Source organism: Phocaeicola abscessus CCUG 55929, assembly GCF_000312445.1.
In the GTDB taxonomy this organism is placed as follows: Bacteria; Bacteroidota; Bacteroidia; order Bacteroidales; family Bacteroidaceae; genus Phocaeicola; species Phocaeicola abscessus.
This window is the reverse complement of record NZ_HE997185.1, coordinates 35879-60271: the sequence shown is the minus strand read 5'-3', so window position 1 is coordinate 60271 and position 24393 is coordinate 35879. Positions and strand designations below refer to the sequence as shown.

General features: G+C 49.3%; 18 protein-coding genes. 9 read left to right on the top strand and 9 right to left on the bottom strand.

Annotated features, from left to right (window positions below):
* Position 1: 1 nt before the first annotated feature.
* From bglX to BN102_RS08235, 6 genes are all read left to right on the top strand, one after another.
* Positions 2-2293 carry a beta-glucosidase BglX gene (gene bglX, locus BN102_RS08260; protein WP_036787886.1) on the top strand — a complete coding sequence of 764 codons (2292 nt, stop codon included), beginning with the start codon at positions 2-4 and terminating at the stop codon, positions 2291-2293.
* Between the two features lie 233 nt (positions 2294-2526).
* Positions 2527-5529 (top strand): SusC/RagA family TonB-linked outer membrane protein, encoded by a 3003-nt coding sequence (locus tag BN102_RS08255; protein ID WP_019208653.1) that lies wholly within the window; start codon positions 2527-2529, stop codon positions 5527-5529.
* A 13-nt stretch (positions 5530-5542) separates the two neighbouring features.
* Positions 5543-7060 carry a RagB/SusD family nutrient uptake outer membrane protein gene (locus tag BN102_RS08250; RefSeq protein WP_036787883.1) on the top strand — a complete coding sequence of 506 codons (1518 nt, stop codon included), beginning with the start codon at positions 5543-5545 and terminating at the stop codon, positions 7058-7060.
* 20 nt (positions 7061-7080) lie between these two features.
* On the top strand, positions 7081-7917 hold the full coding sequence (locus BN102_RS08245) for a LamG domain-containing protein (RefSeq protein WP_036787793.1): 837 nt from the start codon (positions 7081-7083) through the stop codon (positions 7915-7917).
* 13 nt (positions 7918-7930) lie between these two features.
* Entirely contained in the window at positions 7931-9571 is a 1641-nt protein-coding gene (locus BN102_RS08240; protein ID WP_019208650.1) for a glucoamylase family protein, read from the top strand.
* Positions 9572-9596: 25 nt separating this feature from the next.
* Entirely contained in the window at positions 9597-10898 is a 1302-nt protein-coding gene (locus BN102_RS08235) for a glucoamylase family protein (RefSeq protein ID WP_245545378.1), read from the top strand.
* A gap of 205 nt (positions 10899-11103) precedes the next feature.
* Here the strand turns inward: BN102_RS08235 and BN102_RS08230 are convergent, their stop codons facing one another.
* From BN102_RS08230 to dnaN, 5 genes are all read right to left on the bottom strand, one after another.
* On the bottom strand, positions 11104-12795 hold the full coding sequence (locus BN102_RS08230) for a serine protease (protein ID WP_019208648.1): 1692 nt from the start codon (positions 12793-12795) through the stop codon (positions 11104-11106).
* A gap of 24 nt (positions 12796-12819) precedes the next feature.
* On the bottom strand, positions 12820-13578 hold the full coding sequence (gene rlmB / locus BN102_RS08225; RefSeq protein WP_019208647.1) for a 23S rRNA (guanosine(2251)-2'-O)-methyltransferase RlmB: 759 nt from the start codon (positions 13576-13578) through the stop codon (positions 12820-12822).
* Between the two features lie 4 nt (positions 13579-13582).
* A complete protein-coding gene (gene recN, locus BN102_RS08220) occupies positions 13583-15262 on the bottom strand; it encodes a DNA repair protein RecN (protein WP_019208646.1) in 1680 nt (559 codons plus the stop codon).
* Between the two features lie 98 nt (positions 15263-15360).
* The gene (locus BN102_RS08215) at positions 15361-16137 is read right to left on the bottom strand and encodes a 3'-5' exonuclease (RefSeq protein WP_019208645.1); all 777 of its coding nucleotides are present in this window, start codon (positions 16135-16137) and stop codon (positions 15361-15363) included.
* A gap of 36 nt (positions 16138-16173) precedes the next feature.
* Entirely contained in the window at positions 16174-17298 is a 1125-nt protein-coding gene (gene dnaN / locus BN102_RS08210; RefSeq protein WP_036787790.1) for a DNA polymerase III subunit beta, read from the bottom strand.
* 149 nt (positions 17299-17447) lie between these two features.
* On the opposite strand from dnaN, the gene BN102_RS08205 reads away from it, so the two are divergent.
* Positions 17448-17831, top strand: coding sequence for a DUF3127 domain-containing protein (locus BN102_RS08205; protein ID WP_019208643.1), 384 nt, complete (start codon positions 17448-17450; stop codon positions 17829-17831).
* Positions 17832-17931: 100 nt separating this feature from the next.
* Here the strand turns inward: BN102_RS08205 and rho are convergent, their stop codons facing one another.
* Positions 17932-19854: a transcription termination factor Rho gene (gene rho, locus BN102_RS08200; RefSeq protein ID WP_019208642.1), complete on the bottom strand. Its 1923-nt coding sequence runs from the start codon at positions 19852-19854 to the stop codon at positions 17932-17934.
* 300 nt (positions 19855-20154) lie between these two features.
* Between rho and BN102_RS08195 the strand changes: the two genes are divergently transcribed.
* Positions 20155-20535 (top strand): RidA family protein, encoded by a 381-nt coding sequence (locus BN102_RS08195; protein ID WP_019208641.1) that lies wholly within the window; start codon positions 20155-20157, stop codon positions 20533-20535.
* Between the two features lie 13 nt (positions 20536-20548).
* Positions 20549-21364 (top strand): DUF3805 domain-containing protein, encoded by an 816-nt coding sequence (locus BN102_RS08190; protein ID WP_019208640.1) that lies wholly within the window; start codon positions 20549-20551, stop codon positions 21362-21364.
* 19 nt (positions 21365-21383) lie between these two features.
* Here BN102_RS08190 and BN102_RS08185 read toward each other — a convergent pair whose 3' ends face one another.
* From BN102_RS08185 to BN102_RS08175, 3 genes are all read right to left on the bottom strand, one after another.
* On the bottom strand, positions 21384-22130 hold the full coding sequence (locus tag BN102_RS08185) for a nucleotidyltransferase family protein (RefSeq protein WP_036787877.1): 747 nt from the start codon (positions 22128-22130) through the stop codon (positions 21384-21386).
* Between the two features lie 18 nt (positions 22131-22148).
* Entirely contained in the window at positions 22149-23579 is a 1431-nt protein-coding gene (locus tag BN102_RS08180) for a RapZ C-terminal domain-containing protein (protein ID WP_019208638.1), read from the bottom strand.
* A gap of 180 nt (positions 23580-23759) precedes the next feature.
* Positions 23760-24392 (bottom strand): lipid-A-disaccharide synthase N-terminal domain-containing protein, encoded by a 633-nt coding sequence (locus BN102_RS08175; RefSeq protein ID WP_019208636.1) that lies wholly within the window; start codon positions 24390-24392, stop codon positions 23760-23762.
* Position 24393: the final 1 nt, after the last annotated feature.

Below are 24393 nucleotides of genomic sequence, written 5' to 3'. Positions count from 1 at the left end.
CATGAAACATTTACTATCCAACTTGAGATTCCTTTGGCTCTACTGGGCGTTTGTCGCCGGTGGTGCGTGTGCGCAAAACCCCTCTGAGGGGATGAACCGTTTTGTCGACGGACTGATGAAGAAGATGACGCTGGACGAGAAAATTGGTCAGCTGAACCTGCCGGTCACCGGTGAGATTATCACCGGACAGGCACAAAGCAGCGAGGTAGTGCAGCGCATCCGTGCCGGCGAAGTGGGCGGGCTGTTCAACCTGAAGGGTGTGGAACGCATCCGCGAGGTGCAGAAGGTGGCAATGGAGGAAAGCCGTTTGGGCATCCCGTTGCTTTTTGGGATGGACGTCATACACGGATACGAGACGGTATTCCCCATTCCGCTGGGATTATCGTGCACGTGGGACATGAAGGCAGTGGAAGAGTCGGCACGCATTGCCGCTGTGGAGGCCAGTGCCGACGGCATTTGCTGGACATTCAGCCCGATGGTGGACCTTTGCCGCGACCCTCGCTGGGGACGAATTGCAGAGGGTAGCGGCGAGGATCCCTTCCTCGGGGCTGCCATTGCACAGGCCATGGTGCGCGGCTATCAAGGCAAGGACATGAGCCGCTCCGACGAAATCATGGCCTGCGTGAAGCACTTTGCTCTTTACGGCGCCAGCGAGGCGGGACGCGACTATAACACGGTAGACATGAGTCGCCAGCGGATGTTCAATGAGTACATGCTGCCCTACCGTGCCGCCGTAGATGCAGGGGCGGGCAGCGTGATGGCTTCGTTCAACGAGGTAGAAGGCATCCCCGCCACTGGAAACCACTGGCTGATGACCGACGTGCTGCGCCGCCAGTGGGGCTTCCGTGGCTTCGTCGTGACGGACTATACCGGCATTGCCGAGATGATCGAGCATGGGATGGGAGACATGCAGGCGGTGGCTGCCCTCGCGCTGAATGCTGGAGTGGATATGGATATGGTGAGCGATGCCTTCTCCACCACACTGAAGCAGTCGCTTGCAGCCGGCAAAGTCACCGAAGCCACTATTGATGCCGCTTGTCGCCGCATACTCGAGGCGAAATACAAGCTGGGGCTCTTTGCCGACCCATACAAGTACTGCGACCTGAGTCGCGCCCGCCGGCAAATCTTCACTCCCCAGCACCGTGTCGCCGCTCGCCGCATTGCCTCTGAGAGTTTCGTCCTGCTGAAGAACGAGGGGGAGGTGCTACCGCTGAAGAAACAGGGAACCATCGCCGTGGTAGGTCCGTTGGCAGACAGCCGCACTAACATGCCGGGCACGTGGAGCGTGGCAGCCGTGCTGGACAAAGCCACCTCGCTGGCCGACGGACTGAGAGCCGCTACCGCCGGACGAGCACGCGTCCTCACCGCCAAAGGCTGCAACTTGATGAGCGATGCCGCCTACGAGGAGCGAGCTACTATGTTCGGTCGTTCGCTACACCGTGACGGCCGTTCTGACAAAGAGCTGCTAGACGAGGCACTGGCCGTGGCTGCCCAGTCAGACGTGGTGATTGCCGCCCTCGGTGAAGCTTCTGAAATGAGCGGAGAGAGCAGTTGTCGCACCGACCTTGAGTTAACCGATACCCAACGCGCACTACTGCAAGCTCTGCTGGGCACCGGTAAGCCCGTGGTACTGGTGCTCTTTACCGGCCGCCCGCTGGTGCTGGATTGGGAGCAGAGGCACGTGCCCGCTATCCTTAACGTATGGTTTGGTGGTAGCGAGGCAGGCTCCGCCATTGCCGACGTGCTGCTGGGCGACGTCAATCCCGGTGGCAAGCTCACCACCACCTTCCCCAAGAACGTGGGCCAGATTCCGCTGTTCTACAACCATAAGAACACCGGCCGTCCGTTACCTCAAGGTGCATGGTTCCGGAAATTCCGCAGCAACTACCTCGATGTGGACAACGAACCGCTTTACCCTTTCGGCTTCGGACTAAGCTATACTGACTTCGCCTACAGCAACGTCACGCTGGATAAGTCTGTCATGACAGATAAGGGCGAACTGACCGCCACCGTCACCGTGACCAATACCGGCAAGAAAGACGGTACTGAAGTTGTTCAGCTTTACATCCGCGACCTCATGGGCAGCGTGACCCGTCCGGTGAAGGAATTGAAAGGCTTTAAAAAGATCTTCCTGAAAGCCGGCGAGTCCCAAAAGGTTTCTTTCAAGATTACTTCCGATTTACTGAGGTTCTATAACTATCGTCTTGATTTTGTATGCGAGCCGGGAAACTTCGAGGTTATGATTGGAAGCAACAGCAAAGATGTGAAACGGGCAACTTTCAAATTGTTGTAGCTTTCATTCATAAATTACCTTTTAGGGCATCCTTTTATTCGGCTATATCAACATGAAATATCTTCTGAATATTCATGGAAGTTTTATTTACCTCATAATCTACTGTTTATTTAGTGTTGTAGTAGTAATCCCGCATCATGAAGTTGAATTGTGGTAATCTTGTGGTAGTCTTTTATTTGACTTATATTAAGTCTTATGATATGTTTGCAAAAAGAATTTTAAATCAATACAAAATGAAAAAGAGTTTATTTATCACATGTCTGATGTTACTGTTTCCCATTGCTTCGATGGCACAGGGCAAAATTACAGTTTCGGGCATTGTTACGACCAACACAGGCGAAACTGTTATCGGTGCTTCTGTTCGCGTGAAAGGAGAAAGGAATAAAGGAAGCATTACTGATATCGACGGGAAATATCAGATTACCGAAGTTTCATCTGATGCAACTTTGATTTTCAGTTATATCGGAATGCGCGAACAAGAAGTGGTCGTCGGCGGCCGTTCTGTGGTCAATGTCACGCTGGAAGAAGACAGCCACCTGCTTGACGAAGTGGTGGTCGTGGGCTATGGCAGCGCCCGCAAACGCGACCTGACCGGTTCCATCGTCACTGTCAAGGCGGATGAGATAGCCTCGCGGCCTTCGTCCAACCCTCTGGCTTCCATACAAGGTAAGGTGGCGGGCGTACAGGTGGTTAATACCGGCCGGGCAGGCCAAGACCCTGAAATCCGCGTGCGCGGTACCAATTCCATCAACGGCTTCCGCCCCCTCTACGTGGTAGACGGACTGTTTACGGATAACATCAATTATCTGAATCCTGCCGACATCGAGTCGATGGAGATACTTAAAGACCCCTCGTCGCTCGCCATCTTCGGCGTGCGCGGTGCCAACGGGGTCATCATCCTTACCACCAAACGAGCCGAGGCGGGTAAGACCACCGTCAACATCAACTCGTCCGTGGGTTGGAAGGCCATCCATCACCGCATAGCGCTGACTGATGCCGCCGAATTCAGACAGCTCTACAACGAGCAGTTGAAATCCCAAGGCAGTGATCCATACGACTATACCCTGTGGAATGCCGATACCGACTGGCAGGATGAAATCTTCCGTACCGGCTTCCTCACCAAGAACAATGTAAGTATCTCAGGCGCCGGGCAGAAGAGCAAGTTCTACCTCGGATTGGGCTATCAGATGGAGGAAGGTTCCATCAAGACCGAGAAGCTGGATAAACTCACTGTCAACCTCAACAGCGAGTATAGTGTGGCGGACTTCCTGCGTTTCGGCTTCCAGGTCAATGGCGTGCGGGTGCTCTATCCCGATGCCAAAGGTGTAAGCGGTGCACTGCGGGCGGCACCCATCGCCCCCACTCACGACGCGGCAAGCGGGCTGATACATACGTTGCCCGACTTCCAGCGTGCACAAGTCTGGAACCCTCTCATCGAAACAGAGCTGCGCGGCCGCACCAACAGGTCGCAGAACTATCGCTTGGCAGGCAACATCTTCGGCGAGGCAGACCTCTTAAAGAACCTCAAGTTTCGGGCTACCTTCTCAATGGACTACTCCTCCAGCCAGTCACGCTCCTACTCGCCGCTGGTTTACGTCTATAATCCTGACGTCAAAGGTGGCAGGGAGCTGATTTCGGAGCGGGAAAGCGTCAGCCAGAGCAAGTCCAACTCCTTAGCGGCGCAATCGGACTATGTGCTGACTTATACCGGACAGTTTGGCGGGCACGGTCTTACTTTGACCGCCGGCCTCACCACCCATTACAACGAATATTCCGGCCTGAGCGGAGGACGAAGCCAGCTTGCCGGCTACGGCATACCCGTGGGCAATGACCCGGATAGGTGGTGGCTGTCCGTCATCGACGATGTTTCCACCGCCACCAATGGCAGCTCGCAGTGGGACAGGTTCACCATGTCCTACCTGTTCCGCTCGTTATACAACTACCGCAATCGCTACCTATTCAACGCTTCCTTCCGTCGCGACGGCTCATCCGTCTTCTATAAGACCGGCCATACGTGGGACAATTTCTACTCCTTCGGCGCAGGTTGGGTGATGAGCGAAGAGAAGTTCATGCAAGGCCAAAGCGTCATCAGCTACCTCAAGCTGAAAGGTTCGTGGGGAGTGCTGGGCAGCCAGAACACGGGTTCCAGTTATCCGGCCTATGCCACCATCGTCAGTTCCGGCTCGGCGGTCTTCGGCGATAACATCATCGCAGGCAAAGGCCCGGACAAACTCATCTCCCCCGATTTGGGATGGGAGCGCAACTATTCCTGGGAGGCAGGCTTCGACATCCACCTCTTTGCCGACCGTCTACAGCTCTCGCCCGTCTATTACAGCAAGACCACCAAGGATATGCTGACCTCAATCCCGGGGATTGCCGGTACGGTTCCGGGCCTCCGCAATGTCGGCGAAATCCGTAACCGCGGCGTCGAACTCACTGCCTCGTGGAACGACAGGATAGGGGAAGACTGGCGTTACGGCCTCAGCGCCAACCTCAGCACCATCGATAACGAAGTCCTTTCGCTGGTCAACAAGGACTATAATATCATCAGCGGCCCCTCGCGGGTATCGGAGGGCTACCCCATCGGCTACTTCTACGGATACAAGGTGGAGGGTGTCTATCAGAACGAAAACGACATTCGTTTCTCCCCCATGAACTCCGTCGGTACCGTCACCCCCGGTGATTTGAAGTTTACCGACGTCAACGGCGACGGCAAGATAACGGATAAAGACCGCACCATGATAGGTAACCCGACGCCCGACGTCACCTACGGCTTCAACCTGCAACTGGGCTGGAAGAACCTCGACTTGAGCGTCGACATGATGGGAGTCTATGGGAACGAAATCTACCGTAATTGGGGAAGCAGCAGCTACGCCCAACTCAACTACCGCGCAGAGCAGCTCGGCCGCTGGCATGGAGAGGGCACTTCCAACTGGGAACCGCTGCTCGACCCCTCGCACAAAATCAATCAAGAGGCGTCCACCTACTTCATCGAGGACGGAAGTTTCTTCCGCATCCGCAACATCGAGTTGGGTTATAACTTCGACAAGCATCTGTTGAACCGTATCCGAATGCAAGCGCTGCGCATCTATGCCAATGTCCAAAACCTCAAGACATGGGGCCGTAACGGCGGATACACGCCCGAAGTGGGTGGCAGTGCCATCTCTTTCGGCATCGACGGCGGTGGTTATCCCATGCCCGCGGTCTATACGCTCGGCTTTAATTTGACCTTCTAAAACAATGACGATTATGAAAAAGATATTTTATTATATAGCATTTGTCCTGACGGCTCTCTCGCAAAGCTCGTGCGAAGACATGTTCGACAGAAAACCATTGGGACAACAGACCGAAGACGATTTGACCGGCGGTACGTACGAAACGCAGGTCTTCAATATGTATGCCCAGCTGCGCAGCTTCCATTTGACTACCGGTAACACGGCACTGGCCATTCACTGCTTCCGTTCGGAGGATGCCGAGAAGGGAAGTACCTTGGCCGACGGCGCCGCCATCGGCAGAATGTTCGACGACTTCAATTATCTCCCCAGCAACGGAATGATAAAGAGTTATTGGAACGAGAACTATTCATTGATACATAAGGTCAACGACTTGCTGGACGAAATGGCCGGCAACCCCTCATTGACCAACGGCGACAAGGTGAACAAGGGCGAGGCGCTGTTCATGCGTGCGTTCTGCTACTTCAATCTGGTCCGTGCTTTCGGCGAAGTCCCCCTGATTGATTTCAAGGTGAATGACTTTGCTGAAGCTAATGTGCCTAAGTCCTCGGTCGCCAAAATCTATGAGTTGATAGATAAAGATTTGACGGAAGCGGAGAGTTCGCTCCCACGGGTCTGGGATAAGATTTATATCGGACGCCTGACGTGGGGCGCGGCTCGTTCCCTGCATGCTCGTACTTACATGATGCGCAACGATTGGGGCAATATGAGGACTGCCGCCGAAGATGTCATCGCGTCCGGTCTCTACGATTTGAACACCCCCTATGACAAGATCTTCCGTGAGGAGGGCGAAAACTGCAGCGAATCTGTTTTCGAACTTCAATGTACCTCGACCGATGCCTTGCCCGGCTCCAACCAGATAGGAAGCCAGTATGCCGCCGTGCAGGGTGTCCGTGGTGCTGGCGAGTGGAATTTGGGGTGGGGATGGCACACTCCTACCCAAGAGTTGGCAAACGCATTCGAAGAAGGCGATCCGCGAAAGGACGAAACCTTGCTGTACTTTATCAGGAACGGAGAAGACCCAGAGTCGATACCCGCCAATAAACCATATGGAGAAAAGCCTGTCTCCAATGCGGATGTAATAGCCAAATACTTTAATAAAAAGGTATATACGAATCCCGCCATGCGATCTAAGTTCACGAAAGGCGGATATTGGATGAATGTCAGGTTGATACGCTATGCCGATGTCGTCTTGATGGCATCCGAATCGGCTTGCGAACTGAATGATTTGCCCTCCGCCCGCAGGTATTTGGAGATGGTACGTGCCCGTGCCCGCGGTACGAATACCGGCGTACTTCCGGAGGTAACCACCGATGACCAGAACGCATTGCGCGATGCTATCCGTCACGAGCGGCGTGTCGAGCTGGGAATGGAATTCGACCGTTTCTATGATTTGGTACGTTGGGGTATTGCACGAGAGGTGCTTCATGCAGCGGGTAAGACCGACTATCAGGATAGACATGCCTTGTTGCCTATTCCGCAGGACGAGATAGATAAGTCGAACGGCGTATTGATTCAGAACCCGAATTATTAAATCTTCAAAAATCGAAACTCATGAGAAAGTATATATTACCAATGGCTTTTTGCCTGTTTGCATTAGGTCTTCAGTCTTGTTTTCAAGATATGGAGCACCCTGCTTTCAACTACCCGAAGAGCAGTGACGTCGTCCCGGACACTCCGTTGAAGATGTATCTCCCGTTTGATGGGGAAGATTTCCGTGACAAAGGGGAGTATGGCTTCATCGTAGTGGATAACGGTAAGGCCAAGTTTGCAGCGAATGGAGTTTCCGGCATGGCATATCAAGGAGCGTCGGACGCTTATATCTTAGCCAATACACCTTCTTTATTGAAAGAGGTCGTTCCTAATATCGGTAGTTGTACTATCGCTTTCTGGATGAAATCTGCGAAAAACACTGCGGCTCAAGGATTGTTCAGTATTCCCAATAAAGTTAAGTTCTGGGGCAACTTCGACCTCTTCTTAGAGAATCACAACAGTCCGACACAGGCTTTCTTTAAGATACACATCTTAAACCAGACATCGAAAGAGAATGATGAGAGATGGGTAGAGGCGAAGATTGATAACGTGTTTGGCGAAGATTGGGTGCATTTGGCTTTTGTGTACGAAGGAAAGACTTCTACCATCACTGTTTACCGTAACGGCGAGAGTGCTTTTACTAAGGAATTGGCAGGTTGCGGCGATTTGAAGTTCAATAATGTAGCCGCTTCTTTGGCTATCGGAGCTTTCCAGTTCAGCACTCAACCGAGCCTGACTACGGGTGCCGGTGCGCAGTCTTGGGCTTCCAATTTCCCGGGACAACTTGACCAGTTCCGTTTATATGATAAGGCTATGTCTGCATCCGAAGTTCAGAGTCTTTACTCCCAAAAGGAGTGACGGAGGATTAGGTATGAGAGTTTTTTATTCCATAGTATGTCTTTTGCTGGTTGCATGCGGCAAGGGTGAAAATTCGAAAGAGACTGTGCCTTTCGAGTTGAAAAACATTACCGTAGGAACACAGCAGAATCAGAAGGTGTTCAGTGGCGTTGCTCCCGATGCCCGTATTGTTTTGGAGTTTACCGATGCGGTAGACAAAACTTCCGTTCGTGGCAATATTGCTCTAAAATTGCATGAAGCTTCGGTAGGCTGCACTTATGAACTGTTGCCGGAAAATAAGGTTTCGTTGGCTCCGATAAACGGGTTCAAAATGCTGTCATTGTATAAACTGGTCGTCAATCCGGGAGTGAAATCCGCTTCCGGAGTGCTGCTCTCCAACGGCAGGGTTTGCACGATTGAGACCGGAATGGACGAGACGGACAAGTTTGAGCGCATCTCCGATGAAGAGTTGTTGACACTGGTGCAGAAGCAGACCTTCAGATACTTTTGGGATTTCGGGCATGAACATTCCGGCATGGCACGCGAACGGACCACCTCGGGCAATGTGGTCACCACCGGTGGCACGGGGTTCGGCGTGATGGCCATGTTGGTAGCCGCCGAACGAGGATTTATTACCCGTCAGCAAGCCCTTGAACGAATACAGAAGATTGTCGCGTTCCTTGATAAAGAATGCACGGCCTATCATGGTGCTTATGCACATTGGCTCAATGGTGCCACGGGCAAGACTGTACGTTTCAGCGAGAAAGACAATGGAGCCGATTTGGTGGAAACGTCCTTGCTGTTTCAAGGTTTGCTCACCGCACGGGCTTATTTCAAAGGGAATACTGAAGCTGAAAATAAGTTGCGTGTCGACATTACCCGTCTTTGGGAAGCCATCGACTGGACTTGGTTCCGGAAAGGCGGTGAAGACGTGTTGTATTGGCATTGGAGTCCTGATTACGGCTTTGAAAAGAATCTGGCGATAAGAGGGTGGAACGAATGCTTGATAACATACGTGCTTGCCGCTTCATCTCCGACACATGCCATTGATAAAGCAGTATATGAGGCGGGATGGGCTAAGAATGGAGGCATAAAGAACGGGAAATCCTATTACGGCATCTCTCTTCCTTTGGGAACCGATAAGGGAGGGCCATTATTCTTTTCCCAATATTCTTTTTTAGGCATCGATCCGCACGGACTGAAAGACCGGTATGCCGACTATTGGGAGCAGAACCGTAATCATACGTTGATTAACTACGGTTATTGCAAAGAAAACCCGAAAGGATATGCAGGATATGGATCCTCTTGCTGGGGCTTGACAGCCAGTGATGGAGATGCTGGATATTCGGCCCATTCGCCTAATAACGATAAAGGAGTAATCGCCCCGACGGCTGCCTTGTCCGCATTTCCTTATACTCCGCAGGAGTCGATGGCAGCATTGCACTTCTTCTATTATAAGATGGGCGATAAACTTTGGAAAGACTACGGCTTTATAGATGCTTTCAACCTGACTGCGGGCTGGTACGACACCCAATATATCGCCATCGACCAAGGGCCGATAATTTGTATGATAGAGAATTATAGAACTGGTATGCTTTGGAACTTATTCATGTCCGTACCGGAAATTCAGCAAGGGCTGGAGAAGCTTGGCTTCCAAAAGACCGGGTCAATTTGAAAGAATGATTATGATGAAAATATGGATGTATTTGATGCTTTTACTGTATCCTTTTAGTATGAGCAGGGGGCAGAACAGGCCGAAACGGCTCTCCGACAACGAGTTGATGACCCTCGTTCAGAGGCAGACATTCCGTTACTTTTGGGACTTTGCCCATCCCGAATCCGGATTGGCGCGCGAACGGAGCAACGGCGATGACGAGACGGTGACCGTCGGTGGGTCGGGATTCGGCGTGATGGCCATCATTGTCGGCATAGAGCGCGGATTCGTCAGCCGCGAACAAGGAGCCGAGCGTATGCTGAAGATAGTGAGTTTTCTGAGCGACAAGCACACCGACACCTATCATGGTATATGGCCCCATTGGATGGACGGGAAGACCGGCAAGACCATTCCTTTCAGTCGAAAAGATGATGGAGCCGACATTGTGGAGTCCGCCTTTATGTTCCAAGGACTGCTTGCGGCTCATCAGTACTTTACAAGGAATAATCCTACGGAAAACCGTATCCGCGGAATGGTCAATATGCTGTGGCGACAAGCGGAATGGAACTTCTTCACTCAGGGACAGGATGTGATGTACTGGCATTGGTCACCCAACAACGGATGGGCGATGAACCATCAGATTAAAGGGCATAACGAGTGCCACATCGTTTACGTGCTGGGGGCGTCTTCGCCTACTTATCCCATTGCGGAGCGTGTTTACCATAAAGGTTGGAGCAATGCAAACACGTTCTTGAACGGTCGGGAGTATTACGGCATCAAGTTGCCGCTCGGAGAAAATAACGGCAAGGGAGGCCCCCTCTTCTTCGCTCATTATTCTTACATGGGACTCGACCCATATGGATTGAAAGACCGCTACGCCGACTATGGAGAACAGGCGAAGGCCCATACTCTGATAAACCGAGCTTACTGCATCGAAAACCCGAAAGGGTATAAGGGCTACGGCAAGCAGTGCTGGGGGCTGACCGCCAGTGACGGGGATAAGGGTTATTCCGCTCATAGTCCGGGGAATGACCGTGGTGTGATTACTCCTACCGCCGCTCTTTCGTCCATCCCTTATACGCCGGAGTTCTCTTTGGAGACCATGCGCTATTTTTATGAAGAGCTGGGTGACCTCCTTTGGGGTGAATACGGCTTCAGAGATGCATTCAACTTGACAGAGAACTGGTTTGCGCCTTCGTATCTGGCTATCGACCAAGGGCCGATTGTCGTGATGATAGAGAACTATCGCACCGGTTTGATTTGGAAGCTCTTCATGAGCCATCCCGATGTGCAGAAGGGGTTGAAGAGGTTAGGTTTCACCTCTCCTTACTTGGGCAAGGCGGATTAGGCTTTACAAGAATTGAGGGTCAATTAGGAAACCTTGCCGGATTTGCAAAAAAACACACTTTTCTACAAAAGATTAGTAACTTTTCCGAGAAAGATTAGTATCTTTTTGTAGAAAGATTAGTATCTTTTCCGATGGAGTTTAGGAGGTTTATCCGCAAAGGTTTTCTGGTTTAATCGCCTCCTCGGTGGCCAACCGTGGCCGAGCGCTACTTGCAATATTTTTGCATCAGTTGCTCTGCCGTTTCGTCTCCCAATTCCTTCGCCTTTTTGAAATTGGCACAAGCTGCTTCCGTCTGTTTCTGCTGAGCCTGGCAATAGCCTAACATGCGATAGGCGGCTCCCACGTTCCCGTCGAGCGAGAGGACTTTTTGCAGTGCGACAATCGCCTCGTCGAGCTGTCCTACCCGAATATGGACGGAACCTTTCTCCAACCAAAGGACGGCATCATCGGGCGCCAATTCGGTCGCCCGATTGATATCGTCGATAGCCTGTTGATACATGCGGCAATTGATTTCCGCCTGTTCGCGCTGGAAGTAGAAATTGGCATTCACGTTGCCGTTATAGGCACGATAAGTTTCATTAAAATCCTTGACAGCGCCCCGGTAATCTTGCAGGTTCATTTTAATCATACCGCGCTCGAAGAGGTACGGGGCGGCGTCCGCCGTGTAGGGCACGATGCATTTGGCCACGGCGCTATCCAGCAGCGCAAGGATCTCTTCCCGTTCGCTGCCCTCTGTCATCTGTTTGGCGCGGGCCGCTGCATAAAACGTGGCGGCGGAAGCTATGTCCGACTCGTTCACCTTCTGGTAACACTCGAAAGCTTCCGGATAATGCTTCATAGCATATAAAATATCGCCTTCCAATTGAAGATAGATCGGTTGCGGATCCGTCACATTCGCTTCCCGGATTAGGTTCAAAGCTCTATCGAAGCTCCAGGCGGGGTTTCCTTTTCCCTCGTCCGAAGCCAACGAATAGTTGTAGCACACTCTGGCGATACGATACTTTGCCTCGGCCTTATTGTCCGCTACTGTTATCGCTTGATCGAGGTCGGCCTGAGCTGCCGTCCAGTTTTCTTCTTTCCCGCTGTCTATCTCCACTACGGCGCGACGGATGTATCCTTCGTAACTGTGGGGGTATCGGCTGAGGAAATCTTCCAAGGCCGCTACATAGGTCGTCGGATCGGTGGTCGAAATCATATAAAGGTAAACGAGGGCCTGTTGCTCCGTATCCGGCAGGGCTTTCTGAATGTGAATCCGATTCAGTGTTGGATCGGTGGCGGAGAGTGCGGTTATTTCGAGTGAGGCGCCGAAATCGGCACCGATGGCATAGCTGACGGGGTCTTCTTCCGAGGCGTTTCGCTGGATCATCCCCAATACCTGTCCGTCGACGTTCAACACCGGACAACTCACCGTCTTCGCCGTAGTTTTCAGAGAGAGCGTATAGTAAAATCCGCTCCGACCGATGGAATCGACCGCCGTGACCTTGCCCGTTTGGATTTCCGCGTTCTTTTGGGTGGAATAGGGGAGCAAATAGACCGTATCTCCGATTTTGGCAGGAGTTTTGGTCGGCCGAAGCGCCTCGATTTTGTCCACTGCGTCGGTTTTGAATTTCAGTACGTCGTAAATGGAATTCGCTCCCCTCAGCCGGGTTACGGGCGTTTCTTTGCCATTTGCAGTGATAACCACTGCTCTCGCGGCGTTGTCGAACAAGGTGTAGTCGGAGAGTGCCGTTCCGTCTTCGCCGATATAGAATCCGTTTCCCGTTCCTTTTATATTGTTTTTATCGTCATAAGTCACGACGGAGAAGACTGCTTTTTTCGCTTTTTCTGCCCATTTGGGCGTTTGCGCATTCGCATGAAGCGTGATGCAGCACAGTAAACCTGCAAGTATATTTTTCATATTTCGTCTTTTATGTTTTTCGCTTTATTTGTCTGTCGGTCGATCGAATCCGCGCTGTTTCACCGCTTCGTAAATCAGGATGCCTGCGGCGACAGAGACGTTGAGCGAGCCGATCTTTCCCCTCAGGGGAATCCGCATCCTTTCGTCGCATAATCGGAGGTGTTCGGAGGGGATTCCCGTATCCTCGGCTCCCAACACGATGCATACGGGACCGGAGAAATCGACCGCCGAGTAATCGGGATCACCTTTTTCCGTGGCTGCAAGCACCTTGAATCCGCTTTCTTTTAAGAAACGAATGGTATTAGTCAGATTTTGTTCCCGACAGACCGGCAAGGTATGGAGTGCGCCGGCCGAGGTCTTGATTGCATCGGCGTTTACGGTTACGCTGTGCGTTGCCGGGATGATCACCGCATCCACGCCGGCGCATTCGCAGGTACGGGCTATCGCCCCGAAGTTGCGTACGTCCGTTACTCCGTCGAGCATGATCAATAGCGGGCATTTCCCCGCTTCGAAGAGGAAGGGTACGATATCCTCCGTTTTCTGATAGCTGACGGGAGAGAGGAAGGCGACGACCCCCTGGTGGTTTTTCCGGGTAATCCGGTCGATCCGTTCTACAGGCACCCGTTGCACGGGAATGGTTTTTTCGCGAAGCGCTGCGAAGAGCTCTCGGGAGAGTTCGCTCTGCATATCCCGTTTCACTAAAATCTTATCGATCTCTCTTCCCGTTTCCAACGCTTCGATCACCGCGCGAACGCCGAATATCGTTTCATTCTTGTCTATCATTCGTCTATTTCCTTTTATGTTTCGTATAGCCTAATAGCGCTTTCGCATTGTCGACAGCTTCCTCCGTCATCGTCGCACCGCTCAGCATGTGGGCGATCTCTTCCACCCGTTCCTCGTCGTTCAGACGCACGATGTGGCTTTGTGCCCCGACCTCCGTATCCACCTTATATACTTTATAGTGAACAGCGCCTTTAGCCGCTATCTGGGGTAAATGGGTAATGCTGATCACTTGTCGGTCGGGCGCTCCCATCGCTTGCATCATCAGGGCCATCTTTTCCGCAATAGAACCGGAAATGCCCGTATCTATTTCGTCGAAGATGATGGTCGGAAGGCGAACAGCTCCGGCAATCATCGCTTTCAGGGAAAGCATGAGGCGTGCGATTTCTCCTCCCGAAGCGATGGAAGCGACCTCTTGCAAGGCCACGTTCTTGTTCGCGGAGAAGAGAAAGTTCACACTGTCCGAACCGTTCATCTCCGGTACTTCGAGCTTTTTCATCTCTACAGCAAAACGAACGTGGGGAATCCCGAGCGGAATCAGGTACGTTCGCAACTGCTCTTCAATCTTTCGTGCGGCTTTAGTTCTTTCTTTCGTCAGAATTCCGGCCTGCTCGACCATTTCTTTATACGCGGTTTCTTTTTCCTGTTTCAAGACTTCGATTCTTTCATCAGAAGAAGTGATCTTCTCCAATCGCGACCGGTATTCGTCGGCGACATTCAAGAGCTTTTCAACCGTATCGACCCGATGTTTCTGTTCCAAAGAATAGATGAGGTTCAAACGGTCGTTCACCATCCCGAGTCGGGCAGGGTTGAACTCCACCTCTTCCTCCGCCTTTCGGAGATCGCGTTGCAAATCCTGCAAATCAATTTGGCAACTTTCCAATCGTGCGATCCATGGCTCCGCTGCGGGATAAATCGTCCTGATTTCTTCGAGCGTTTGCAGACATTCCCGCATTTCACCGAGGAAACCGCCTTCGTCCGAGGACATAAGTTGGCAGGCTTTGAATACGTTCGACTTGATTTCTTCCGCGTGGTTGAGCATATCCGCTTCTCGCTGCAGGTTTTCCTGTTCGCTTTTCTCTAATTCCGCCTCTTCCAGCTGTCGCAACTGAAATCGGACATAATCTTCGTCCTGTTTGTTTTGTTCGGATTCCGCTACGGCCTCGTTGAGGCTTTTGGAAACCGCTTTATATGTTTGATACGACTGACGGTAGGCAGCCAGCTCCCGTTCGTCGTGAGCGAGTATATCCAATATCTCTCTCTGAAAATCTTCATGGCTGAGGAGTAGATTCTTATGTTGACTGTGGATATCTACCAGCTGTTCTCCGAGTGTTTTCAGCAGCGTGAGCGAAGCCGGCGAGTCGTTGATAAAAGCCCTACTTTTTCCAGTGGCATAGAGTTCCCTTCGGAGGATGCATTCCTCCTCTTCGTATACCAAATCGTTTTCCTCGAAGAAATATTTCAGAGAAGAACCGGAGAGGTTGAATGTCGCCTCGACGATACATTTGTCTTTTCCCTCTTTGATAGCCTTTAGTTCGGCCCGTTGTCCGAGAAGCAACCCCAGCGCTCCAAGAATAATGGACTTACCTGCTCCCGTTTCGCCGGTAATCACCGAAAAACCGGAAGTGAAAGAAATATCCAGCGTATCGATAAGCGCATAGTTTTGTATATGGAGAGATCGCAACATTGTCGTTTCTTTATGGACAGCGAACCGTAAACGGACATAACCACTCACAGGAACAGCTATGCCCCTTACAGCAGTATGTTTCTTTTCCTTATCATAATTTATTTTGTCGTTCCCAATTCGCGCAAACGAATTCTGGTGAGCACGTTCTTCGTGTTCAACGTAAAGTCGCCATTGAGGATCCAACCGTAATATCCCGGATCTTTGCGCAATACGTCCGTGACATGCATTCCTTTATATTTCCCGAAGTTGAATGTTTCGATACCTTGCTCGTCATAAATAATTCGCCCGGCAAAATCGACGTTCTTCGTGAAGGAAGAGTAGTCCGCCAGGAAGGAGATATCGTTCTTCAAGTCATTCGGATAGAAATCCAACTGTGCTTGCAAGACTTCGTACGTGGCCCGTGTGTCACCTTCGGCCGAATGCGCATCTTCCAAGTTCTTATGACAATAAAACTGATAGGCGGCAGAGAGCGTACGCTGTTCCAATTTATGATAGATGACTTGCACATCGATGAATTTCCGCTTCGCCATGCCGATATCTACCCCTGCCCGGAGGAATTCCTCCACTAAGACCGGTACATCGAAACGATTCGAATTGAAGCCGGCTATATCGCAACCTTCTATATCGTTAGCGATCTCTTTGGCTACTTCCCTAAACGTCGGACAGCCTGCCACATCTTCGTCATGGATGCCATGCACCGCTGCTGCCTCTTCCGGGATATGCTTTTCGGGATTGATCCGTAGGGTTTTCGCTTCTTCTTTCCCGTTGGGATAAACTTTCAAATAGCAAATTTCTACAATCCGGTCTGTATTCACATTCGTGCCCGTGGTTTCCAAATCAAAGAAGACCAATGGATTCTTCAAATGAAGTTTCATATTTAAATCTTACGAAGATTAACGAATGTATTTATGTTAATCATTTAACATCATGGGCATGAGCAACATGAGCACGTCATCGTTCTCTTCCTGTTCGGCAGGCACAATCACTCCCGCGCGAGAAGGATCCGTCAATTCGATGATTACTTCCTCTGCATTTAAGTTGTTCAGGATGTCGATCAGGAATGTCGATTTGAAGCCGATACTCATCGGATTACCGTCATACTCGCAAGTTAAGATCTCTTCTGCGGAGGTAGAGAAGTCAATATCCTGAGCGGAGATCTGCAGCTGATTGTTATCCAAATGTAATTTGATCAAACTGCTCGCTTGCGAAGAAAACACGGATACGCGACGCAAAGCGCTCATCATAGCCTGACGGTCGATGCGGACCTTATACGGATTGTCTTGCGGAATAACGGAATTGTAATTCGGATAACGCCCTTCTATGAGGCGACACACCATTTTATATTCACTGGCAGTAATGACGGCATTCTTTTCGTCAAAGTCGATAATGACTTCATCCTCGCCTTTTGTCAATAAAGTTTTCCAGATATTGGACGGTTTTTTAGGGAGAATAAAGGCGGCGTTCGTATTGGCGTGAGCGGCCGTCGATTTATCGCGTACCAACCGATGCCCATCAGAAGCGACGAAAGTAATATCCGCCGGTGTCATATCCATATAAACACCGTTCATGACGGGACGGAGTTCATCTTCCGCCGTAGCGAAGAGGGTGCGGTTGATACCGTTCACCAAAACCTTCGACGCCATGGAAATATGAATAGGATTATCCCTTAAGGCGGGAGCCAGCGGGAAATCGTCTGCATTCTGCCCCACCAAGCTGTATTTACCATTCAGATAATAAATAGCAATATTGAAATTATTGGTATCGACTTCAAAGGTTAAAGGTTGTTCGGGAATCTCCTTTAAGGAATCGATAAATTTCCTTGCAGACACGGCGAACCGCCCATTCCCATCCGTATCATTGACAGGGAGTGAGGTTGTTAAAGTGCTCTCGCTGTCGGAAGCGGTTAACGACAGTATTCCTTCTTTCACTTCCATCAGCACACAATCCAAAATCGGTAATGAATTTTTTGAATTAATTACGCGACTGACAGCTTGTAAGTGACTAAATAAGCCTGTACTTGAAACAATGAACTTCATAGTTATATTTTATTTATTTGTGATCGACATATTTATGGCCAAAGTTACAAAAAGATTGTCGATTGCACATAAAAAACGGGGAAAAATTAGTTTGCTAAAAATGAAAACAGTAAATTCGTACCGTTTAACAATAAAATGAATAGTAAAAGATGGAATTAGCAGGAAAAGTAATCGCGATACTCCAGCCCCGTGACGGAGTATCGAAGAATACGGGTAATAAATGGATGGTGCAATCGTATGTGATCGAAACGCATGATCAATATCCCAAGAGAATGGTTTTCGAAGTATTCGGTGAGGATAAGATCAAACAATTCAATATACAGATAGGCGAAGAAATCAATGTTTCTTTTGATATCGATGCCCGGCAATGGCAGGATAAATGGTTCAACCAAATCCGCGCGTGGAAAATCGATCGCGTGGAAGCTCAGGGCCCGCTCCCTTCAGGAAGTGCGCTTTCGGTCGATGCGGAATCTATTCCGCCCCTTCCCGTAGATTTCGCATCGAATGATAAAGCGGATGATCTGCCTTTTTAATCTTCATGAAGCGATTTAAAAAGATACGCATCCTACAATGGCGCGAGGCTGACTTCTCTTTCAGTCAGCCTCGCGCGGTTAAGCTTGAGTCCTAATCGCTTTATGAATTCATGCTCAATAAGAATTCCTCATTATCTTTGGTCTTTTCCAGTCTGTCTTTAACAAAAGACATGGCTTCGACCGGATTCATATCCGACAAATATTTACGAAGGATCCACATGCGGTCAAGTGTCATCTTATCCAACAATAAGTCATCGCGACGAGTGCTTGACGCCACCAAATTGACGGCGGGGAAGATGCGTTTGTTACTGAGGTTACGATCGAGCTGCAATTCCATATTGCCTGTTCCTTTAAACTCTTCAAAAATCACCTCATCCATCTTGGATCCCGTATCAATCAATGCCGTAGAGATAATTGTCAACGACCCTCCATGTTCTATATTCCTTGCGGCGCCGAAAAAACGTTTCGGTTTATGCAAAGCATTCGCGTCTACACCACCGGAAAGCACTTTTCCCGATGCCGGCGCCACATTGTTGTATGCGCGTGCTAAGCGGGTTATAGAATCGAGGAATATGACCACATCATGACCGCATTCCACCATTCTCTTCGCTTTCTCAAGGACTATACTGGCCACCTTGACATGATGATCCGCCGGTTCGTCAAAAGTGGAAGCGATAACTTCTGCCTTTACGCTGCGAGCCATATCCGTCACCTCTTCCGGGCGCTCATCAATTAACAGCATAATGGTGTATACCTCGGGATGATTGTCCGCAATGGCATTGGCAATGTTCTTCAATAAAATGGTTTTACCCGTCTTGGGTTGCGCCACGATCAGCGCACGCTGTCCTTTGCCAATAGGGGAAATCATATCTACTACTCGTACCGATAAATCGTCGTTATAGCCTTTGCACAGTTTAAATTTTTCTTCGGGAAAGAGCGGAGTAAGGTGTTCGAAAGCAACACGGTCGCGAACCAACGAAGGCTCCAAGCCGTTAATTTTACTCACTTTCACCAAGGGGAAATATTTTTCCCCTTCTTTGGGCGGACGGATGGGCCCCTCTACCACATCACCAGTTTTCAGCCCGAAAAGCTTTATCTGGGATTGAGAAACATAGATATCGTCGGGTGAAGAAAGGTAGTCGTAATCAGAAGAACGAAGGAATCCGTAGCCGTCGGGAATAATCTCCAACACGCCCGATCCATTCAGGATATCATTAAAATCATACACTTTTTCTGCAGGTTTCTGCTCAACTATCTTTTGTTGATTTTGTACTGGAATTTCTTCCGTCGTCGCAGGAGCATAAGCCGGTGTCGGATTGTTATGATTTTGTTTTTGATTATGACGATTACCCGTGGATTTGACGTTTACCTTGGTCACTTGTGCAGGGATTTCCATTTTGGTGGCCTCGAATTTTCCAATTAGCTCGGAAGGTAGATCTGCATTTTCTGAAGGCAGGTCCTCGATAGGAATAAAATCGTCTCTCTCATTATCGAATTCCAATTCCGGTAATATGAGTTCCTTTTTAGTTTTAGAGACTTTTTTTTCTTCAGCAACATCCGGCATGGTTGCATCGGAAGTTTCTGAAAGAGGCTTTTCCTCTGCTTTCTTTTTTCCTTTTGTCGTACTTCCCGATTTTCGGCCTCTCTTTTTAGGAGTTGGTGGCGTCTTTTCTTCCTTTTCCTTCGTTACGATAGCGGGAGTTTCCGTCACTTTTGTTTCCACATCCGAAATCACTTCGACTTCCGGTTTGTCAACCTCTACTTTGTGCGCCTTATTTTGATTAGCAGTATATATTTTATCTGCTTCTTTTTTTACATTGATACGGGTTCTCTTGCGCGACTTTGTATCATTGGTATTGGTACCGGAAGTTTTCTTTAAAGCGCTCGCAATTGCTTGTTCGTCTAAAATGCGATAAACCAGTTCTTCTTTTTTAATAGAATCTGTTTTTTTAATTCCCATTTCGTTGGCAATATTCTGCAACTCAGACAAACTTTTGTCATTTAATTGAATGATGTTATACATAAAGTATTATAGTTATTAGCATTATCGTGCACGATTTCTCCAGACAGACAATTTTTCTGACTTCACACGAAAATAATTGTTTTTAGGATGATACTTATATTATTGATTCAATCAGAAAGAAAACGTTTAGCTCCAACAGAGTTGGTTTTCTTGCTGACAAAGGTAGATATAATTATTGAGACGCAGAAATAAAAAGAATAAATTTTAATCCCTATCCGTAAAAAAATGTAAAACGCACACTTTGTCGGTAAAATATGCTAATTTAGAACCCAGATTCATGTACAATTTATTTAGAAGAGTATGAAAAAGATCATTTTCAGCGATAAGGCGCCGGCAGCGATTGGGCCTTACAGTCAAGGAGTGGAAGTAAACGGTTTCCTCTTTTTGTCGGGGCAACTCCCCGTAGATCCGAAAACCGGAATGTTGACCGACGGCGGCATTCAGGAACAGACGAAACAGGTTTTCGAGAATATCAAAAACGTTCTCGCAGTATCGGGGCTTACGACGGCCCACATTATAAAGACAACCGTCTTCCTTGCCAACATGTCTCTATTTGCGGAGATGAATACGGTGTATGCATCCTATTTCGAGAACGATTTCCCCGCTCGCTCCGCTTTTGCCGTAAAGGAATTGCCCAAAGGCGCTTTAATTGAAATAGAGTGCATCGCAAGTACGCTATAATAGAGTTTTGCCTATGAAAAAATACATTTCTCCGGGAAGCTGGTTTTCTTTGGAATATCCTGCCGATTGGAACGAATTCGAAGATACGGAAGATACGTTTTTATTCTATAATTCCAGTCGATGGAACGGCAATTTCCGCATCTCCGCCACTAAGGGTAAAGCCGATAGCTATGGAACGGATTGTCTTCGTGCCGAATTGAAAGGAAATCCTTCGGCGGTAATCTCCCGTATCGGAGAGATACCTTGCGCTTACAGTTTAGAAACATTTCAAGAAAACGGTTCCGTGTATACGACCTACTTCTGGGTATTGGACTATGGCGCCATGTGTATGGAATGTTCTTTTACTACGACGAAGAACGGTGAAAAAATCATAGCCGAAACGATTATAAATACCATATGTGTCCCCCTGGCAGAACACGGATTCCGCCATGAAATCATTCCCATTCGCATTCTTGAAATTGGGGTAGTGAATACAGCCTATTCCTGGATTGAAAAGACTATAAAAAAAGAACTTTCAAAAGATTTCACCGGTGAGGAAAAAGATATCGCGAAGATTCAACAGGTAATGGATAGCGGTAAACTCGATATTCATCAGAAAGAAATCCGGTATCATCTTGCTATCGCTTTCGCTTCGATTATCGCAAAAAATACGGAGGGTATGGAATGGAAGACTTACGTCGATGGAGCGTCGGAATATCCCGTTTTACAGTTTATGGACTCGGAATGGATCATTCATCCTGCCGACCTCGTATCGGAGAACTGGCCGATCGATTTGACAGAAATATATCGTCGGATTCGTCTACAAGCGAGTAAAATGAACGGTATGTAGCATTAAAGTCTTTCGACGGTTAGAGCTGAGCGGACGGGCCTGCCTGCAGTGCTTGAATAAACCGTTCCGCTTCGGCGAGGGTCTCGGGTTTACCTATGTCGAGGAACATTAACTTATTGGCTACGAACCCTCTGATTTCAAGACTTCGACAACGGGCGAGATAAAAATCTATGATAGAATATTTGCCGGCTGGAAGGATGTCGTATATAGCCGGGGCGACGGCCTGGATGCCGGCATAAGCGTATTCGCGATATTTACCTTCGCGATATGCGAAAGCGGCTGGTTTCGTTGCTCCGGTCTTCTTGTCGATCCAGCCGTGCAACCTGTTTGCCTCATCGAAAAGCAAGTACCGATCTGTCCGGCGGGAACTGACCAAGAGCGTGGCCAAGGCCTGGTGTTCCCGATGATCATTCATCAGCTCCGTCAAGTTACAGTTCGACAGAATATCTACGTTATGCACGAGAAAACCTTGGCGATCGTTGGCAAAGAAAGGAGCAGCCCGTTGCAGGCCGCCTCCGGTTTCCAAGAGTTCGTTTCGTTCGTCGGAGATATGGACGGTTATTCCGAAATTGTCGTTCGCCGCAATGAAATCGATAATCCGATCTGCCAAGTGATGCACATTGACGACGATTTCGTCGAATCCCGAAGCTTTTAGTTTCATGATGAGGCGCTCTAACATCGTTTTTCCTGCAACTTCGATGAGCGCTTTCGGACAACGGTCGGTCAAAGGTCGTAACCGGGTACCCATGCCGGCGGCGAAAATCATGGCTTTCTTCTTCACAGGTCAATCTTTACGGTTGAATGTCTGTTCCATATTCTGCTCGCGATGGATCAGCTCGATTTTCACTCCGAATTTTTCGGTCAAGTGTTCTGCAAGATGCTGTGCGGCATAGACCGACCGATGCTGTCCGCCGGTACAACCGAAAGATACGCTCAAGTTGGTGAAGCTGCGGTCTATATACCTTTTGACGCTGGCGTCGACCAAAGCATAAACATGGTCGAGGAAGGTGAGGATCTCTCCATCTTCTTCTAAAAACTTTACGACCGGCTCATCCAATCCGATGAACGGTTTGAAGCGATCGTATTTCCCAGGATTGTTGATGGCGCGGCAATCGAAGACATATCCGCCGCCGTTGCCGCTCGGATCGCCGGGAATACCTTTCTTGTACGCAAAACTCATGATGCGGACGGTGAGCTGCTGTTTCCGCAAATCGTCCTTAAACATCGAAAGGTTGAGCAATTGCTTCAGTACCCGGCACAGGTAGGGGTATTCCGGATAATCATCTTTCAACAGCTGGTGCAAGTTGGCCAATGCGTACGGAACGCTCTGGATAAAATGCGGTTTCTTCTCGAAGTAACCGCGGAAACCGTATGCGCCGAGCACCTGTAGGGTACGAAACAGCACGAAATGGCGCAACCGGCCGTAGAAGTATCGACGATCGACGGGGTGATACTTGTTGAGCACCGCCAGATACTCTTCCAAGAGTTCTTGACGGAGCGTATCGGGAAAGTTGGCCTTGGCTTGCCACAGGAACGAAGCCACATCATAAAAGAACGGGCCTTTCCGACCGCCCTGAAAGTCGATGAAATAAGGCCGACCATTATGGACCATGACGTTCCGGCTTTGAAAATCGCGATACATGAACGTGGCGGAAGTATTTTGCATCAGTACTTCGCACATCTTCTGGAAATCGTCTTCCAGTTTATCCTCCTGAAAGTCCAACCCCGTCGCTTTCAAGAAGCAATATTTAAAATAGTTCAAGTCCCATTTGACGGAACGCTCGTTGAATTCGGACTGCGGGTAGCAATAAGAGAAATCGAACCCATCGGCTCCGGAGAATTGAAAGACGGGAAGGAGGCGGATGGTTTCTCGCAACAGATCTTTCTCCTCTTCGGAAAAGATCGTCGTCAGCCTTCCTTTTTCTATGGCCCGAAAGAGGAGCGTATCGCCCAGATCTTCCTGAATATAACATCGTTGATCGTCGGAAACGCCGAATACTTCGGGTACCGGCAGTCCTTTTCCTCGAAAATAGCCTCCCATATATACGAAAGCACGGTTCTCCTCCACCGACGATCCATAAACACCGATGATACTCTTCGCACCCGTCAGGCGGAAGTATCTTCGGTTCGAGCCCGAAGCGGGGAGTTCGGTCAAACGCTCGGGCTGCGTTCCCGTATATTTCCGATAAAGTTCTTGCAATTCCTCCGAAAACATGATTCTTTTTATTTTTCCGTAAAAGTAATTAAATTAAGATTTAAAAGCAAATTTGTCGGCATTGCCGTTGAACCGTAACGAGGCCCGAATCCGTTCGGTTTCGCTCCAACAACGGGTGTCAGAGAGGGTACAACCGCTAGAATTGCGACTTTTCATGGCCGGTTCATCCTGCCGCATCGCTCAAAGCACCTTCTTCCGGCTTTGTTTAAACAGTATCATGTTGCGTATATACGCAATAAATCCTACCGATTGCCCGAGAATCAACACGGGGTCGAGGCGAATCATGCCGTAAGTGACAATGATTCCCGAACCCACTAAACTGATGATCCAGAACCCGACAGGAAGAATGGATTCCTGACGACGATGCGAATAATACCACTGATAAACGAAACGTAGCGTAAAGATAACCTGCCCCAAAGAGCCGAAGACGACCAAAGCCGATGGGATGTTTTCGTTCTGGAAAAACGAGTCGACAAAAGTCGATGCATCCTGGAGAGTAAAGATCAAAGCGATGAGCGGTAAGAGAGAAATCAGCATTCGAAAGGCAGATGGCACTTTATTCCACACGCCTTTGATATTCAAATTCCAGATATAAATATAGTAGGAGATGAACTGTCCGAGAATAATGGAAAAATCATCCCTCAACCAGCCGTAGGTGAACAACAGAATGCTGCCTGCCAGACTGCATATCCAATAGATGCTGGGCGAGACGACCCGACGACTCCGCTCCGACATAATCCATTGCACCAGAATACGGGCTGAGAAAAATCCCTGAGCCAGGAAGCCGATGGAGTAGATGAGGAGGGCAGGCATC

Excerpts from the sequence above, each read along its gene's own strand:
- bglX (WP_036787886.1), top strand. The coding sequence starts at position 2 with ATGAAACATTTACTATCCAACTTGAGATTCCTTTGGCTCTACTGGGCG.
- BN102_RS08255 (WP_019208653.1), top strand. The coding sequence starts at position 2,527 with ATGAAAAAGAGTTTATTTATCACATGTCTGATGTTACTGTTTCCCATT.
- BN102_RS08250 (WP_036787883.1), top strand. The coding sequence starts at position 5,543 with ATGAAAAAGATATTTTATTATATAGCATTTGTCCTGACGGCTCTCTCG.
- BN102_RS08245 (WP_036787793.1), top strand. The coding sequence starts at position 7,081 with ATGAGAAAGTATATATTACCAATGGCTTTTTGCCTGTTTGCATTAGGT.
- BN102_RS08240 (WP_019208650.1), top strand. The coding sequence starts at position 7,931 with ATGAGAGTTTTTTATTCCATAGTATGTCTTTTGCTGGTTGCATGCGGC.
- BN102_RS08235 (WP_245545378.1), top strand. The coding sequence starts at position 9,597 with ATGTATTTGATGCTTTTACTGTATCCTTTTAGTATGAGCAGGGGGCAG.
- BN102_RS08230 (WP_019208648.1), bottom strand. The coding sequence starts at position 12,795 with ATGAAAAATATACTTGCAGGTTTACTGTGCTGCATCACGCTTCATGCG.
- rlmB (WP_019208647.1), bottom strand. The coding sequence starts at position 13,578 with ATGATAGACAAGAATGAAACGATATTCGGCGTTCGCGCGGTGATCGAA.
- recN (WP_019208646.1), bottom strand. The coding sequence starts at position 15,262 with ATGTTGCGATCTCTCCATATACAAAACTATGCGCTTATCGATACGCTG.
- BN102_RS08215 (WP_019208645.1), bottom strand. The coding sequence starts at position 16,137 with ATGAAACTTCATTTGAAGAATCCATTGGTCTTCTTTGATTTGGAAACC.
- dnaN (WP_036787790.1), bottom strand. The coding sequence starts at position 17,298 with ATGAAGTTCATTGTTTCAAGTACAGGCTTATTTAGTCACTTACAAGCT.
- BN102_RS08205 (WP_019208643.1), top strand. The coding sequence starts at position 17,448 with ATGGAATTAGCAGGAAAAGTAATCGCGATACTCCAGCCCCGTGACGGA.
- rho (WP_019208642.1), bottom strand. The coding sequence starts at position 19,854 with ATGTATAACATCATTCAATTAAATGACAAAAGTTTGTCTGAGTTGCAG.
- BN102_RS08195 (WP_019208641.1), top strand. The coding sequence starts at position 20,155 with ATGAAAAAGATCATTTTCAGCGATAAGGCGCCGGCAGCGATTGGGCCT.
- BN102_RS08190 (WP_019208640.1), top strand. The coding sequence starts at position 20,549 with ATGAAAAAATACATTTCTCCGGGAAGCTGGTTTTCTTTGGAATATCCT.
- BN102_RS08185 (WP_036787877.1), bottom strand. The coding sequence starts at position 22,130 with ATGATTTTCGCCGCCGGCATGGGTACCCGGTTACGACCTTTGACCGAC.
- BN102_RS08180 (WP_019208638.1), bottom strand. The coding sequence starts at position 23,579 with ATGTTTTCGGAGGAATTGCAAGAACTTTATCGGAAATATACGGGAACG.
- BN102_RS08175 (WP_019208636.1), bottom strand. The coding sequence starts at position 24,392 with ATGCCTGCCCTCCTCATCTACTCCATCGGCTTCCTGGCTCAGGGATTT.